This window comes from Proteus sp. fly-1013, assembly GCF_040140245.1.
GTDB classification, from domain to species: domain Bacteria; phylum Pseudomonadota; class Gammaproteobacteria; order Enterobacterales; family Enterobacteriaceae; genus Proteus; species Proteus mirabilis_B.
On sequence record NZ_JBEEWD010000011.1, the window covers coordinates 72,575 to 88,789 of the forward strand.

13 protein-coding genes are annotated in these 16,215 nt (G+C 38.6%); 10 read left to right on the forward strand and 3 right to left on the reverse strand.

Going from position 1 to position 16,215, the window contains the following annotated elements:
* Positions 1 to 19 precede the first annotated feature (19 nt).
* Complete coding sequence (locus tag ABN236_RS17845; RefSeq protein WP_349474564.1) at positions 20 to 1,420, reverse strand: amidohydrolase; 1,401 nt, start codon at positions 1,418 to 1,420, stop codon at positions 20 to 22.
* A 172-nt stretch (positions 1,421 to 1,592) separates the two neighbouring features.
* Here ABN236_RS17845 and ABN236_RS17850 point away from each other — a divergent pair, with 172 nt between their 5' ends.
* Positions 1,593 to 2,831 carry a TerD family protein gene (locus tag ABN236_RS17850; RefSeq protein WP_349474565.1) on the forward strand — a complete coding sequence of 413 codons (1,239 nt, stop codon included), beginning with the start codon at positions 1,593 to 1,595 and terminating at the stop codon, positions 2,829 to 2,831.
* A gap of 101 nt (positions 2,832 to 2,932) precedes the next feature.
* Here ABN236_RS17850 and ABN236_RS17855 read toward each other — a convergent pair whose 3' ends face one another.
* The gene (locus tag ABN236_RS17855; protein WP_088495601.1) at positions 2,933 to 3,388 is read right to left on the reverse strand and encodes a YaiI/YqxD family protein; all 456 of its coding nucleotides are present in this window, start codon (positions 3,386 to 3,388) and stop codon (positions 2,933 to 2,935) included.
* A gap of 83 nt (positions 3,389 to 3,471) precedes the next feature.
* The gene (locus ABN236_RS17860) at positions 3,472 to 4,347 is read right to left on the reverse strand and encodes an EamA family transporter (protein ID WP_349474566.1); all 876 of its coding nucleotides are present in this window, start codon (positions 4,345 to 4,347) and stop codon (positions 3,472 to 3,474) included.
* Positions 4,348 to 4,446: 99 nt separating this feature from the next.
* Here ABN236_RS17860 and ABN236_RS17865 point away from each other — a divergent pair, with 99 nt between their 5' ends.
* The 9 genes from ABN236_RS17865 (at position 4,447) to ABN236_RS17905 (ending at position 16,215) form a co-directional block, all read left to right on the forward strand.
* Entirely contained in the window at positions 4,447 to 4,929 is a 483-nt protein-coding gene (locus tag ABN236_RS17865; RefSeq protein WP_088495599.1) for a MarR family winged helix-turn-helix transcriptional regulator, read from the forward strand.
* 284 nt (positions 4,930 to 5,213) lie between these two features.
* The gene (locus ABN236_RS17870; protein ID WP_349474567.1) at positions 5,214 to 7,352 is read left to right on the forward strand and encodes a TonB-dependent receptor plug domain-containing protein; all 2,139 of its coding nucleotides are present in this window, start codon (positions 5,214 to 5,216) and stop codon (positions 7,350 to 7,352) included.
* A 53-nt stretch (positions 7,353 to 7,405) separates the two neighbouring features.
* Entirely contained in the window at positions 7,406 to 8,230 is an 825-nt protein-coding gene (locus ABN236_RS17875; protein WP_270754069.1) for a heme/hemin ABC transporter substrate-binding protein, read from the forward strand.
* Between the two features lie 17 nt (positions 8,231 to 8,247).
* The gene (gene hutW, locus ABN236_RS17880; protein ID WP_349474568.1) at positions 8,248 to 9,594 is read left to right on the forward strand and encodes a heme anaerobic degradation radical SAM methyltransferase ChuW/HutW; all 1,347 of its coding nucleotides are present in this window, start codon (positions 8,248 to 8,250) and stop codon (positions 9,592 to 9,594) included.
* 42 nt (positions 9,595 to 9,636) lie between these two features.
* A complete protein-coding gene (gene hutX / locus ABN236_RS17885) occupies positions 9,637 to 10,125 on the forward strand; it encodes a heme utilization cystosolic carrier protein HutX (RefSeq protein ID WP_370992614.1) in 489 nt (162 codons plus the stop codon).
* Between the two features lie 6 nt (positions 10,126 to 10,131).
* A complete protein-coding gene (locus ABN236_RS17890; RefSeq protein ID WP_349474569.1) occupies positions 10,132 to 10,758 on the forward strand; it encodes an NAD(P)H-binding protein in 627 nt (208 codons plus the stop codon).
* A 261-nt stretch (positions 10,759 to 11,019) separates the two neighbouring features.
* Complete coding sequence (locus ABN236_RS17895) at positions 11,020 to 12,618, forward strand: ABC-F family ATPase (protein ID WP_088495593.1); 1,599 nt, start codon at positions 11,020 to 11,022, stop codon at positions 12,616 to 12,618.
* A 243-nt stretch (positions 12,619 to 12,861) separates the two neighbouring features.
* A complete protein-coding gene (locus tag ABN236_RS17900; protein ID WP_349474570.1) occupies positions 12,862 to 15,051 on the forward strand; it encodes a TonB-dependent siderophore receptor in 2,190 nt (729 codons plus the stop codon).
* A 9-nt stretch (positions 15,052 to 15,060) separates the two neighbouring features.
* On the forward strand, positions 15,061 to 16,215 hold the full coding sequence (locus ABN236_RS17905) for an ABC transporter substrate-binding protein (RefSeq protein WP_349474572.1): 1,155 nt from the start codon (positions 15,061 to 15,063) through the stop codon (positions 16,213 to 16,215).

The window sequence follows — 16,215 nt, forward strand, 5'->3', positions numbered from 1 at the left end:
AAGATATTTTTATCGAATCTTATTTAACAATTTCACCGCTGTCGATAACGGTTTTACGTACTTTATCTGAAAAATCTTGTGCTTCTTTAATAATGGCTTTTTCATCAACGGTTAATAGTTGGCGATCTTCCATTAAGATCTTTCCATCAACAATGGTGTGGCGAACATTACTGCCATTTGCACCATACACTAATGCTGCATAAGGGCTATACATTGGCACCATATTAGGCGATTTAGTATCAACAACGATAATATCAGCAAGTTTGCCTGATTCTAAAGATCCCAGTTTATCTTCCATATGTAATACTTTAGTCGAACCCATTGTCGCCAGTTCTACAACGGTTAATGGTGGCATAGCAGCACGATCTTTATTCTCTAATTTATGGATTTTACCTACAAGATTTAGCTCATTCATGGTCGTTAGCGTATTACTCGACATTGGACCATCAGTCCCTAAGCCCACACGAACACCCTTTTCTAACATCGCGACGACAGGCGCTACACCTTTTGCTGATTTAGTATTTGCACTGATATTATGAGCAACACCAACATCATATTTTTTCAGTAAATCAATATCTTTATCATCAACCATAATTGCGTGAGCTGCGATAACTTTATTATTTAGCGCTCCGATATCTGCCATATATTGAACTGGACTTTTACCGCCAGTACGTTTAGCGATTTCTTCTTGTTCACGGTCAGTTTCAGCCAAATGGATCATAACAGGAACATCAAGTTCTATTGATAATTTAGCAATCTTCTGAAGGTTTTCTGTGGTATTTGTGTAAGGAGCATGTGGTGCAAATGCTGGGATAATACGAGGGTGATCTTTATATTCTTTAATAAAGTTGACTGCGTATTGAATACCTTCTTCTGGTGTTTTCGCATCTGCAACAGGGAAATTAATAACAGATTCTCCTAATACTGCGCGATTACCCATTTTATCAACAGTTTTGGCTACTTCATCTTCAAAGTAATACATATCAACGTAAGTTGTTACGCCACCTTTTACCATTTCGATATTTGCAAGTTCGGCACCTACTCTGACCATTTCGCGAGAAACCATTTTGCTTTCGAGTGGGAAAATATAGCGATGAAGTCTGTCTGGTACATCATCGGCTAATGAACGAAATACCGTCATCGAACCATGCGTATGGGTATTAATTAAACCCGGCATCACAATATCACCCTCAACATCTAACACTTTGTTGGCTTGATATTCTTTTGAAAGCTCAGGGCCACCAACGGCAATAATTTTATTTTCTTTTACGACAACAGTACCCTGTTCAATGATTTTATTTTGCTGATCCATAGTTAGAACAGTACCGTCAACTATCATCAAATCAGCCTGTTTTGCCGCGTAACTAGAAAAAGAGACCGCCATAACAGCCAAAGCAAGCATAGATTTAGAAAATGACATCATTACCTCTCGTCTTGATGGGAAAATTTCCCTAAGATTATAAGTAAATTCATCGGCTTTTGATATCAACCAAAAGTGAATGAGATCACCGAATAAATAATTAATCGAAGTTATTATCGCATTCGCGGTCTAAATTTCTTGCAGTTAGTCTTATCAATCAAGGAGCGGTTTAATGAGTAAAACGTTACAACCGGGTGAAAATACATCACTCAACGAAAATAAAGGACAAGTTAAAGTCTCTCATGCAGTAGGCGATAATCTTGATATTAATCTGACTGCGTTTTTAGTAACAGATTCAGGAAAAGTCGTTAATGATGATGATATGGTTTTCTTTAATGCTCCTCATCATGCTTCTGGTGCAGCTTCGTTTATTTCACCGATAACTCAAGGTTCAACAGTTATTCATAGTATTGACTTTGATTTTTCTCGTTTGCCCGCAAATATTACCAAAATAGCAATTACATTAACGCAAGATGGCAGTGCTGGCGCTTTCGCTGTTGTTAATCAATTAAAAGCACAAGTGCTGATAAATAATGAAGTTATTGAGTTAGCGCCGAGCCAGTTTTCACAAGAAACAGGCATCATCGTTTTAGAACTTTATGTTCGAAATGGTCAGAATAAAGTCCGTTCTGTGTGGCAAGGTTTTGCTTCTGGACTTGCGGGCTTATGTAACCTTTACGGTGTTGAAGTTGAAGAGCCTGCTCCCGTTGTTACACCACCACCTGCTCCCGTAAATATACAAAAAAGCGTAGTGAAACTGACTAAACCAGATAGTAGTCATCGTGTTTCATTGCTAAAAGGTAATGATGCACCTAAGCGTATTTTAGTCAGTGCAACATGGATAGATAATGGAGATGGAAAAGATAATGATGATTTAGATCTTCGTGTGGGAATTTTACGCCCGAATGGTCAAATGTCGATTATTCAAGCGCCAGATAAAAGCGGTGCTTTTAATTCTGATCCTTTTGTTTTCCATACCGGTGATGTGGTGAGTGTGAGTCAACAACAACCCGGTTGCGAAACCGTTGAGATTAATCCCGCTATTTCTCAATTAATGGGCGGTAAAGTCGCGTTGGTTTGTAGTGTTTACTCTGCGATCAGTAACGGTTGTGTTTCTGTTGCCTCATTAAAACCAACAATGCGTATGGAATATGGCAATCAAGTAGTTGAATGTTCTTGCGAGTATAAGAAAGGCTTTTTCAATAATATGATTTATACCTATGTGATTGGTATTATTGAAATTGATCAAGATAGCATTACATTAAAACCATCAGGTGTAACATCAAGAGCAGGTAGTGAAGCGACACCTTGGTTAACTCGCAATGGTAATGAGCTTAAATTAACGATGGACGGTCCTCATGTTTTTAAAGGGAAGAAACCCAGTATTTTAGGCACTAAACGTTATGTCTGATCTCATTATAAAAAAGAAATAATCTAAAGTTTATCTTAAAGAAAAACGGGCTATAATATCTATGCCCGTTTATTTATTAAAAGCATTTATTGCTGATTAAATTAAGCGCGCTTTTTTTGTTGTAAAAACCACTTATCTAATTCATTGGCAAAAAGTTGACGGTCGCGTTGGCTTAAACTTGCAGGACCTCCAGTTTGAATACCGCTTGCTCTCATCGTATCCATAAAATCACGTATATTTAGACGTTCCCGAATAGTTGCTTCAGTATAACGTTCGCCTCTTGGATTTAGAGCGACTGCACCCTTTTCTATGACTTCGGCTGCTAATGGAATATCAGCGGTAATAACCAAGTCATCTTTATTAGTACGGCGAACAATTTCGTTATCAGCAACGTCAAACCCAGCAGAAACTTGTAATGTACGTAAGAAAGGCGATGCGGGCACGATTAATCGTTGATTAGCAACAAAAGTAATAATCACTTTTTCTCTATCTGCTGCACGATATAACACTTCTTTGATTACTTTTGGACACGCATCAGCATCAACCCATATAGGCATAACAACACTCTCTTGATTATTCGGTATTAAACAGTCGGTATTAAATGGTCTGTATTTGTGGCGTTTAAAATAACACATTAATCCTAACTAAGTGACTGAAGCTTTGCTCTTTCTCGTTTTTCTGACTGTTGATTAGCCCAGATACTAATTAATATCACGATCATGCCTAGAATTTGTAAACTCGTTAATTGTTGTCCTAACAATGCCCAACCTAAAATAACCGCGCTTAGTGGGCTTAAAAAGCCTAATGAAGCCACAGAGCTTGGTCCTAATAATGCTAATCCTCTAAACCAGAAAATATAAGTTAATGCTCCACCGATTAAGGTTAAATAAGCCAAGCCTAAAAGATTAATTCCTGTTAATGAAGGTAATGCGGGTTCGAAAAATAACGCAAAAGGTAATAATACAGCGCCACCAGCGGTTAATTGCCAAGCTGTAAACGTTAAAGGTGGAACAGGCGGTTGCCAACGACGACTTAATACAGTACCTGTCGCCATAGAAAATGCACCGCCTAATCCTGCAATTATTCCGATAGGATCAAGCGCTGCATTCGGTGTCAATATCAGTATTGCCACACCAAAAATACCGCCTAATGCGGCTGAAATAGACAACCATGATAACCGTGTTTGTAATAACCACCGAGATAAAAATAAGACAACTAAAGGCTGAACGGCACCCACTGTTGCAGCAACACCACCGGGTAAACGATAGGCTGAAATAAATAATAGCCACCAGAACAGCGAGAAATTTAAAATCCCCAAAATAATGACACGCAACCACCATATACCTTGTGGCAGTTGTCTCATGATAATTAATAATAAAATTCCTGCGGGTAATGCTCGTAATGCAGCTAACGTCATGGGAACATTAGCGGGCAACATTTCCGTTGTCACAATATAAGTGCTCCCCCATACAATAGGAGCTAATGCCGTTAGTAGTAATGTTGTGTATCGATTCATAAAATCACTCGTTTAGTTGTTATCATACTAATTTATCTTGAGGTCAAGATAAATTGATAATACCTTGACGTCAAGATAAATAATTGACATTATGAATACATGGACAGAATAGATAAAATTACTAAACAATGGCAGCGTGAGCGCCCTGATCTTGATATTAGTCCGATGGGATTAATAGGTCGATTGGGGAATATAACTTTGCATCTTTCGCGCGAAATGGAGAAAGTTTTCTCTCAATTTGGCTTAAATACGTCAAGTTTTGATGTTCTTGCTACACTACGACGTGCAGGAGATCCTTATACCCTCTCTCCTGGTGAGATGTTATCAACACTGATGGTTACATCAGGCACGATGACAAATCGTATTGATCAATTAGAAAAAGCCGGTTGGGTTATTCGTAAAGTTAATCCAGAAGATGGGCGTGGTTTTTTAGTCTCGCTAACACCTGAAGGTCTGGAATTAATCAACCAAGTAATAGAAGCACACGTTGAAAATCAAAAACGTTTAGTCTCAGGTTTATCACAACAAGAACAACAAGCATTAAACCAATTGCTTAAAGTTTTTCTTAACACATTAGAATAGTATTTTATCCGCTTTTATTTTCTTCCATTTAACCTAACTCTCTCGATAATGAAGGTAAGAATATAAACCGAGTGTCTTTACTTACCTTTTTTTCATTACTTGCTTAAAAACCCTTCTATTTGTGTTATTTCTGTTTATTTAAGCAGCTAATATGCATGAAGTCACACTTTTACTTTGATTTAAATCAAAGATGCATTCTATTTACCATTTTGTGGTTGATGAATGCCAAAACTTAAATTATAAAGCGAATGATAATAATTATTGATCTCATTAGGATTCGCATTATGTGTATTCAATTTAAGTCTTGCTTCGTATTATCTGCTTTAACACTCTCACTCTCTCAATATGCTATTGCTGATAATGTTTCGCCTAAAGAAGAAACACTGGTTGTTACTACAACACGTAGCGCATCTTCGCTATGGAATAGCCCTGCTACCATTCAAGTTATCGATAAAGAAACATTAACTCAGTCAACATCTTCTTCTATTGCAGACCAATTACGTGATATCCCTGGTGTTGAAGTCACGGATAATAGCCTTGCTGGCCGTAAACAGATCCGCATTCGTGGAGAAGCATCATCACGCGTACTTTTGTTAGTTGATGGGCAAGAAGTAACCTATCAACGAGGTGGTCAAAACTTTGGTGCTGGTATTTTAATTGATGAATCTGCATTAGAGCGCATTGAAGTGGTTAAAGGCCCCTATTCTGTACTTTATGGCTCACAAGCTATTGGCGGTGTAGTGAATTTAATTACTCAAAAAGGTGGCGATAAGCCTTTTGGGGGAAATGTCAAAGTCGTTTATGACTCAGCCACGATGGGCTGGCGAGAGTCTGCGTTAATTTCAGGTACTGTCGGTGATTTTGAATATCGCCTTAATGGAAGTTATGCCGATCATGGCGACAGATATACGCCTGATGGGCGTTTACCTAATACGCATTTTAGAAATAACGGTCAAGGTGCATGGTTAGGCTATAAAGTGGATAAACATAAATTTGGCCTTTCACTTGATCGCTATAATTTATCGACGCAATCTTATTACGCGGATGAAGGAAAGTATCAAGAGTTTAGCGTTAAAGTGCCTAAACTTGAGCGTGAAAAAGTCGGTTTATTTTATGACTATGAGATTGATGCAGATTATTTCAAAAAACTTCATATTGATGCTTACACACAGCGTATAGAGCGAAAATTTGAAAACCGCGTGGGTGTTGTTACACCAACAGGCAGTCCAATGATTGGTAATTTGACGGTTAAAAACAGAACCCAATCGGAAGATACACAGAATACTTATGGCATGACTATGCAGGCAAACTTTACGTTACCTGCAAATAATGAATTAATTTTAGGCACGCAATATCAACAAGATAAAGTGAAACAAACCTCTGTTGGTCAAACATCTTCAAATAGTACAACAGGCTTCCCTCCTGCCGTAAATTACGAAAAGCAATCTCTGTTACATAATCGTAGTCAGCAAACTAATGTGTCTGTTTTTGCCCAAAATGATTGGAAAATAACAGAGGATTGGTCATGGACAATGGGTGCCAGACAATATTGGTTGAAATCAGAATTACAAGATGGTGATGAAACTGTTCATCATAATAAGACAGGAACAAGTTATAAGACATTAGGCTCTGATCCTGTAAGAGATAACGCTTTTATTGTGTCATCTAATGTGCGTTATTCTGGATTTAAAGATACAGAATTACGTCTCGCGTTTGCACAAGGTTATGTTTTCCCAACGCTGGTTCAGCAATTTATGAACACGACTGCTGGCGGTGCGGTGACTTACGGTAATCGAGATCTTGAAGCTGAACACTCTAATAATGTGGAATTTGGTGCGCGTTATAAAGGAAATAACTGGTATATCGATAGCGCGATTTATTATTCTGAAGCCAAAGATTACATCACATCTATTGCCTGTGCAGGCGAATCAATTTGCGAAGGAAATAGCAAAACAGGACGAGCAGATTATTTCTATTATGACAATATCGACCGCGCTAAAACCTATGGTATGGAAGTGATGGCTCAATACCAAGGTTGGTCAATTACGCCTTATGTTTCAGCCAATGTGATGCGTCGCCAATTTATTGGTTCAACATTGAAAACATGGGATACCGGCGAACCTACATTAACGACTCGTTTTGGTGCTAAACATTTATTATTGCTCAATAATATGAATTTAATGTCAGATTTGTATTTAAGAGCAGCAACAAAAGCGAAAGATCATAGCAACCCAGAAAATAAACAGCACTATGCTGGTTGGACAACGGTTAACCTTTCACTGAGTACAGAATTTGGCAATAACGATCAATACCGTATCAACTTTGATTTAAATAATATTTTGAATAAGCGTTATCAAACGGCTCATGAATCTATCCCTGCTACGGGTATTAATGCTGCAGTTGGTCTGACATGGGCATTTTAATTATGAAAAAAATAGCGATCGTACTCAGCTTGTTATTGTTACCTTTTAACTTAATGGCAAAAGATAACGAAGATAGTGAGCGTTGGGTTATTGCCGGTGGCTCTATTACAGAATTAGTTTATGCCATAGGTGCTGGTAATAAGGTTGTTGGTGTTGATGAAACGACGTCTTATCCTGAACAAACGCAAGCATTACCTCATATCGGATACTGGAAACAGCTAAGTACAGAAGGCATTTTGTCTTTACGCCCTTCTACTTTTGTAACTTGGGATGATGCTGAACCTAAAATGGTACTGCGCCAGCTGGCACAACATAATGTAAAGGTGATTTCCTTACCAAGAACACCCGCCACATTTGAATTAATGCTTAAAAATATTCGTACCTTAGCGATTTCATTAGATAAACAAAAGGAAGCAGAAGCATTAATTGGTTCTCTTCAATCTCGTTTAGCCGTGATCAACGCTAAAAATAGTCAAATTAAGCAAAAAGTGAAAGTGATGTTCTTTCTTTCACCTGGTGGTGGAATTCCTCAAGTTGCGGGAAAAACCAGTGTTGCAGATGCCATTCTTCATTTAGCCGGCGGCGAGAATATTGCTACGCATGAGAACTATCGTATTTATAGTGCAGAGGCGATTATTGCTGCCAATCCAGAATTAATTGTTATTACAACGCAGAGTCAGAAAAACCAAACCGGTGGATTAAGAGCCTCTGAAGGGCTTGCTTCTGTGCCCGGTGTTTCAATGACTCAAGCATGGAAAAACCAACGCATTATTGAAATTGATCAATCCCTTATTTTGGGAATGGGACCTCGTATTGTGGATGCCGTGGAGTTATTGCATCAACAGTTTTATCCCGCTGATCCTGTTAATGATAAATAAGTAGGAATGATTTAATAATGAAAGAGTCAGTCGCAACACATAGCACGCAATCTTCAACTGAAATCGATCTTACTCCCCATTTTGCACTTGAGGGTGATAGCCCTTTTCGCGATAGACATGCCACCATGCCGTGGAGAGGCTCTGTACCTATTGCAAAAGAAGAGCAACAATCAACATGGCAAGCTTTATTAGAAAGTAAAACACCTGCATGTAAACGTTTGTTGTATATCCACATTCCTTTTTGTGCAACTCATTGTACATTTTGTGGTTTTTATCAAAATAACTACCACGAAGAAGCCTGTACACGCTATACCGACGCATTATTGCGTGAGATATCGGCTGAATCAGATAGCTTACTTTATCAGTCTGCACCAATTCATGCCGTTTACTTTGGTGGCGGAACCCCTTCAGCATTATCGGCAAAAGATCTCTATCGAGTGATCACGCATTTGCGCCAATCACTTCCTTTAGCACCCGATTGTGAAATTACGATTGAAGGTCGCGTTTTAAATTTTGATGATAATCGAATTGATGCTTGTTTAGATGCAGGTGCAAACCGTTTTTCTATTGGTATTCAAACCTTTAATAGCAAAATTCGTAAACGAATGGCAAGAACATCAACGGGTGAAGAAGCCGCTAAGTTTATGAAAGGACTCTGCTTACGTGATAGAGCTGCTGTGGTGTGTGATCTGTTATTCGGATTGCCGGGACAAAATGCGATGAATTGGCAAGAAGATCTCACTATTGCCCACGATATTGGTTTAGATGGTGTCGATCTGTATGCATTGAATTTACTTCCTAATACACCATTAGGTAAAGCGGTTGAAAATCAGCGGATCACTGTACCAACGCCGATAGAACGGCGTGCGCTATATCTTCAAGGCTGTGATTTTATGGAGAATGTAGGTTGGCGTCAGATCAGTAATAGCCATTGGGCTAGAACAACCCGTGAACGTAATCTCTATAATTTATTAATTAAACAAGGTGCGGATTGCCTTGCCTTTGGCTCTGGTGCTGGTGGTTCGGTTAATGGTTATTCATGGATGATTGAGCGTTCACTGGATAGCTATTATCAAAAAATTACAGATAACCAAAAACCTTTAATGATGATGAGTCGTACAACTGACAGTGGTTTTCGTTGGCGTCATGAATTACAAGCTGGCATTGAGTGCGGGCGTGTTGATTTAGCTAAATTAAGTCCGCAAGCGACTCTGCTCTCCCCTTTATTAAATCAATGGTATCAAGCAGGCCTTGTTGAAGATGATTTTCTTTGTATGAAACTCACCAATGAAGGTCGGTTTTGGGCAAGTAATTTGCTGACATCCTTACAGCAGTTAATTTTGCAATTAAATACACCTCGCTAATTTTATTACCCTAAATATTAATTAAAAGATGGAAATAACATCATGAATATAGAGCTACAACAATTTTTAATGACCGAGCCTGATGGAACGTTGGAAACTATTGCTACGCAATTTGATACAACCTTGTTAGAAGTTGTGAGACATTTGCCATCACGCTCATTAATGAGTGGTGAGCAATTCGATACAGTGTGGGATAACGTGATGAAATGGGGTAATGTCACCACACTTGTGCATACTCAAGATGTTATTTTAGAATTTAGCGGTGAATTACCGAGTGGTTTTCATCGCCATGGCTATTTTAACTTACGTGGCAAAAAAGGAATGACAGGCCATATTAAAGCCGAAAATTGCCAATATATTGCGATGATCGAGCGTAAATTTATGGGTATGGATACCGCCTCTATCTTATTTTTCAATCAAGAAGGCGTTGCAATGTTTAAGATTTTCCTTGGCAGAGATGAACATCGTCAATTATTGCCAGAGCAATTATCAGCCTTCCGTCAATTAGCACAACAATTAAATAAGGAATAATTGCTCGTGAAAACATGGGTTATTTTTGGCGCTGGCGGTAAAGGTGTTGGCGCACATATTGCTGATATTGGCGTCGCACAACAACGCCCTATTGTGGCTTTAGTTCGTTCCAAAGAAGCGGCTAGCCGTTTAGAAGAAAAAGGGATCAAAACTGTTATTGGTGATGCGATTGATGCTAAAGCTGTTGAAGCTGTTTTAACATTAGCAGGAAAAGAAGCCGATATTGTTTCCACAATGGGGGGTGAAAATGATTATCTTGCTCATCGAACCGTCATTGATACTGCGGAGAAAATGGGTTTTCAACGTATGTTAATGGTTTCTTCTTTAGGATGTGGTGATAGTTGGGTTGCTTTATCAGATAGGGCAAAAGCGGCATTTGGTCAAGCAGTAAGAGAAAAATCATTGGCCGAAGTGTGGTTGCAAACTAGCCGTTTTGATTATGCAATAGTAAGACCGGGTGGATTACTTAATGGTGAAGAAACGGGCAAGGCTCAGCTTTATCAATATGAAGAGACGCATGGTTTAGTTAATCGTCGAGATGTTGCACGTTTAGTGACTCAGCTTCTTGAGGCTGATCTTCTAGATGACCAAGTTTATGCTGTGGTTGAACCGGGTTTAGTACCTTCCAAGTAATTACTAAGTGGTTACCAAGTCGTTGCGTGCGCGGTAAATATATTACGCTTCAAGTTAAGCTTACAACTAAGAGATAGCGAATTGACGTTATCTCTTTTTTCTTACTTTAGTTATGGGCAAAAACTCACAATATGATGAGTTTTTCTCTTACAGCTAAAATTCCTTAACAGACATTCGTCACTTTACTGTCTTAATAGGGGTAACTTGTGGCATAATGCCGCCCCATTACCTTTTGTCATTCACTAATAATGAGTATTCGTCTTGTTAATCAGCAATAATATCACTATGCAGTTTGGCTCAAAGCCACTGTTTGAAAACATTTCTGTCAAATTCGGTGGCGGAAATCGCTATGGTTTAATCGGTGCCAACGGTAGCGGTAAATCAACCTTTATGAAAATTTTAGGTGGCGATTTAGTGCCAAGTAGCGGCAACGTATTCCTCGATCCTAATGAACGTCTTGGTAAACTAAAACAAGACCAGTTCGCTTATGAAGAGTTTACTGTGCTTGATACCGTGATTATGGGTCACACTGAACTTTGGGAAGTGAAGCAAGAGCGTGAACGCATCTATAGCTTACCTGAAATGAGCGAAGAAGACGGCTTACGTGTTGCCGATCTTGAAGTGAAATTTGGTGAAATGGACGGTTACACCGTTGAATCTCGTGCTGGCGAATTATTGCTCAACGTAGGTATTCCATTAGAACAACATAATGGCCCTATGAGTGAAGTGGCTCCGGGTTGGAAATTACGTGTGTTACTTGCACAAGCCCTGTTCGCTGATCCGGATATTTTGTTACTGGATGAACCGACGAACAACTTGGATATTGATACCATTCGTTGGCTTGAGCAAACGCTAAATGAACGTAACAGTACCATGATCATTATTTCCCATGACCGTCACTTCCTAAATATGGTATGTACGCACATGGCTGACTTAGACTATGGTGCGCTTGCTGTTCATCCGGGTAACTATGATGAATATATGTTTGCTGCAACTCAAGCGCGTGAACGTTTATTAGCGGATAATGCGAAGAAAAAAGCACAGATTAGTGAATTACAATCTTTCGTAAGTCGCTTTAGTGCTAATGCCTCTAAATCACGCCAAGCAACCTCTCGCGCTAAGCAAATTGAGAAAATTCAATTAGCTGAAGTTAAAGCATCTAGTCGCCAAAACCCATTCATTCGTTTTGAACAAGAGAAAAAATTATTCCGTAATGCGCTTGAAGTGGAAAATATTTCTAAAGGCTATGATGATAATGCCCCGCTGTTTAAAGACGTCAATATGATGCTTGAAGTGGGCGAAAAAGTTGCCATTTTAGGTAACAACGGTGTGGGTAAATCGACAATGATCAAAACATTAGTCGGTGAATTAACACCTGATACTGGTCGTTTAAAATGGTCTGAAAACTCAAACATTGGCTATTATGCGCAAGATCATGCAACTGATTTTGAAGTCAATATGACTGTGTTTGATTGGATGAGCTTATGGATGAAACCAGAAGACGACGAACAATCTGTACGTAGTGTGTTAGGCCGTTTACTGTTCTCTCAAGATGACTTGAAAAAATCAGTTCAAGTTTTATCGGGTGGTGAAAAAGGCAGAATGTTATTTGGTAAGCTAATGATGCAAAAACCAAACATTCTGATTATGGATGAACCAACCAACCACTTAGATATGGAATCTATTGAATCACTGAATATGGCATTAGAACTTTATCAAGGTACTTTGATTTTTGTTTCTCATGACCGTGAATTCGTAAGTTCATTAGCAAACCGTATTATTGAAATAACACCTGAAAAAGTGACTAATTTCCAAGGAACTTATGATGAGTTCCTCGCGAAGAAAGGTGTCACACTTTAATTTCATAACCAAATTAGAGTAATAAACAGTTAAAGGCTCGATATTATTTATCGAGCCTTTTTTATTGTGAGCAAAAGAACCCGATAATTTCGCCCTCCTATTTTTATTGCATTTATGACTTATTCTATTTTTTATCTCAATACAAATAAAAATGATTATCATTTATATTGACTGACAGTCGGTCGTTAGTGTATGTTACCGACCACGAGTCAATCATGGTTTATTTTCATTTTTGGGATCATTATGTTGCTACTACTTCAATCGACACATTATCCAAATAAGCAATTAAAAAATTATTGGAAATGTGGCTACTCTTTTGTTTTACCTACATTAATTTCATTAAGTGTGATATCACCCTCTTTCGCTTCAGAAAATATTGAAAAAATAATTGTCACTTCAGCGCAAAACACTCAGTCTGATACACAACCTTATGGTTATATTGCGAAAAAACAGACAACAGCGACTAAAAGTGATGCCACTTTATTAGAAGCACCACAAATGGTTTCTGTTGTTAATCGTGCTCAATTAGATAACTTACCCTCTGAATCTATTAGTCAGGCACTGCGTTATAGCTCAGGTGTTGTGAGTGAAAAATTTGGTGCTTTTGGTAGCGGTATTGATTACTCGAAAATGCGCGGATTTGATGCAGACTACTATCTAGATGGATTAAGAATGCTAGGTAATAGTGGTATTTGGGCACCTCAAGTTGATAGTTGGAGTTTAGAAAGTTTAGAAGCCGTACATGGTCCTGCATCTGCATTATATGGGCAAGGTGGTGCAGGTGGCGTGATTAATATGACATCGCGTCGCCCTTCCGCAGAAGCGCAACACCAAGTGCAATTACAAGCGGGCAATAATAAAAATCATGGTATTAAATTTGATACTACATCAGCAATCAATGAGGATGAAACATGGTTATATCGTGTTTCAGGGTTAGCGCTTGAACAAGAGTCTCAAATCCCCTCTTCTCGTCAAACACGTTTTCTTATCTCACCCGCTATTACATGGAAACCGAATGATGCATTGAGTTGGACACTATTGGGACAATATCAAAAAGAGCCTCGTCTAGGTTATTACAATACGTTACCTGCTCAAGCTTTAGGTTTGTTACCGAATCCTAATGGTAAAGTTGATCCTAATCGAAATTATAATAATCAAAGCCATGATAATTCACATCGCAAACAACAGTCTCTCACTTCATTATTTGAATATGAACTGACACCTCAGTGGCAATTTAAACAAAATACCCGCTTTATGAAGATTGATACTGAAATTAGTCGTGATTATACCCGCGGATTTTTACCCGGTGATCGTCTATTAACGGCGGTTTATCAAGAAGCACCGAGTAAATCAGAAACGTGGGTAACAGATACTCAATTGATAGGGAAAATAGCAACATGGGATATCAATCATACGGTTATGACAGGTTTTGATTATCAACATGGCTATATGACAAAAGATTGGTGGGGCTCTCAAACAGTCAGTTTTGATCCTTGGGCATCGCATCATAAACCTGATTTTGAACCTTATCCGGTTTCACGTACTTCAACAAAGCAACAATTTGATCGCTATGGATACTATTTGCAAGATCACTTGCGCTGGCAGCAATGGAATTTACTGCTAAGTGGACGTTATGATTCAGCTGATTTAGATACACATAATCAAATTTCAGGTGTGACAAATTCAAGCCATAACACGGCATGGAGTCATCGCGTTGGTTTAAGTTACCAATTTAATAATGGATTCTCACCTTGGATAAGTACATCAGATAGCTTTGATCCTGTATTGGGTACAGATGCAGATGGAAAGGCGTTTATTCCAATGAAATCAAAACAGTATGAAGCCGGTATCAAGTATCAAAATCCTGAATTAACACAACTCGTTAGTGTTGCTGTTTATCAATTAACTCAAGAAAATGTCACAACACATAATCCGAGAAATCCTGATTATTATCAGCAATCTGGGGAAATTCGTTCTCGTGGGCTCGAGTTCGAAAGTAAATTAGCGTTAACACCACAAGTGAATATGATGCTCAATTATGCTTATCTGCATAATATTGTGACATCGACTAGTGATCCGACAACGTTAAATAAACATCCTGTTCAAGTACCTACTCATACGGGTTCTGCATGGATAGATTACCGTTTTCAGCAGCCTTATTTAGAAGGTGCATTATTAGGTGCTGGTGTTCGCTATTTAGGTTCAACTTACGGTGATAATACAAATACGTTTAAAGTACCCGCAGTATGGTTAGGTGATGTGAGCTTCCGCTACCAATTATCGTCAATTAACCGTGAATTACAGGGATTAGAGTTAGGATTAACTGTCAGTAATATCACAAATAAATCCTATGTTGCGAGTTGTACCAGCTCAACTTATTGTAGTATTGGTACAGATCGCGTGGTTCTTGGTGTATTAAATTACTATTTTTAGGAAATGAACATGGATAATTATCGACGTTCATTACTAAAAGGTGCTAGTGCATTCTCTTTATTATTAGCGAGCCCTTTTCCTGTTTATGCAAAATCCAGACAGAGAGAAATCGTTGATATTTTGGGAAGAGAGATTGTATTACCCCAAGAATTAACACGTATTTATGTGGCAGATAGTGGGTTATTTTTACTTTATGCTTCATTAAATGAAGGCGCTCTTTATGAGCGTCTTATCGCTATGCCTTCTGCTTTTCGTACCGCAGATTTAAGTTTATATCATCAATACACTCGAGCATTTCCTCAATTATTGGCATTACCTGAATTTACCGCTATGTCGAGTGGACACTTTAATAGTGAAAAGCTTATCGCGTTGAAACCTGATGTCATCATTGTCGCGGTTGGTACTTATCGCGCGATCAGTGTTAATGGTGTGCTGGATTTATTAACAAAAGCAAATATTCCTGTCGTCGTATTTGACTTAAGCATCGATCCACTTAATAACACTCCAATTAGTACATCTATTATGGGAAATATGCTTGGTAATATCCGACAGAGCCAAGCAATGAACCAATTTCGTGAAAAACAACTCAGTTATATTTCTCAGCAATTAGGAAAAAAGCCACTTAAACGCCCCACAGTGTTATTTGAACGAGCCGCAGGCTTTACACCAGAGTGTTGTCTTTCATATGGCAATGGCAGTATGGGACAAATGCTACAAAATGCGGGGGGTGAAAATTTAGGATCGGAATATATAAAAAGTACTTATGGCCTTCTGAATCAAGAAACGGTGATTTACTCTAAACCCGATAAAATCTTTTTAACAGGTGCGGATTGGAGTGGTTATAACCCTTCTGGTGATTGGATTGATTTAGGACCTGGTGCAAATTTAGAGTTGGCAAAACAGCAACTTGCAAAATTAATGCAACGCCTTGCTTATAAAACACTTGATGCGGTTAAAAACAAACAAGTTTACGCCATTTGGCACTCTTTTTATGACAGCCCTTTTGGCTTTATTGCTATTTTGCAAATGGCGAAATGGCTACATCCCGAACGTTTTTCTCACCTTGATGCAGACGCTATTTTCCATGAATACCATACCCAATTTTTGCCAGTAAAATGGGAAACCGGTTATTGGGTGACATTACTTGATGAAGATAAGGAATAA

Excerpts from the sequence above, each read along its gene's own strand:
- ABN236_RS17845 (WP_349474564.1), bottom strand. The coding sequence starts at position 1,420 with ATGTCATTTTCTAAATCTATGCTTGCTTTGGCTGTTATGGCGGTCTCT.
- ABN236_RS17850 (WP_349474565.1), top strand. The coding sequence starts at position 1,593 with ATGAGTAAAACGTTACAACCGGGTGAAAATACATCACTCAACGAAAAT.
- ABN236_RS17855 (WP_088495601.1), bottom strand. The coding sequence starts at position 3,388 with ATGCCTATATGGGTTGATGCTGATGCGTGTCCAAAAGTAATCAAAGAA.
- ABN236_RS17860 (WP_349474566.1), bottom strand. The coding sequence starts at position 4,347 with ATGAATCGATACACAACATTACTACTAACGGCATTAGCTCCTATTGTA.
- ABN236_RS17865 (WP_088495599.1), top strand. The coding sequence starts at position 4,447 with ATGGACAGAATAGATAAAATTACTAAACAATGGCAGCGTGAGCGCCCT.
- ABN236_RS17870 (WP_349474567.1), top strand. The coding sequence starts at position 5,214 with ATGTGTATTCAATTTAAGTCTTGCTTCGTATTATCTGCTTTAACACTC.
- ABN236_RS17875 (WP_270754069.1), top strand. The coding sequence starts at position 7,406 with ATGGCAAAAGATAACGAAGATAGTGAGCGTTGGGTTATTGCCGGTGGC.
- hutW (WP_349474568.1), top strand. The coding sequence starts at position 8,248 with ATGAAAGAGTCAGTCGCAACACATAGCACGCAATCTTCAACTGAAATC.
- hutX (WP_370992614.1), top strand. The coding sequence starts at position 9,637 with ATGAATATAGAGCTACAACAATTTTTAATGACCGAGCCTGATGGAACG.
- ABN236_RS17900 (WP_349474570.1), top strand. The coding sequence starts at position 12,862 with ATGTTGCTACTACTTCAATCGACACATTATCCAAATAAGCAATTAAAA.
- ABN236_RS17905 (WP_349474572.1), top strand. The coding sequence starts at position 15,061 with ATGGATAATTATCGACGTTCATTACTAAAAGGTGCTAGTGCATTCTCT.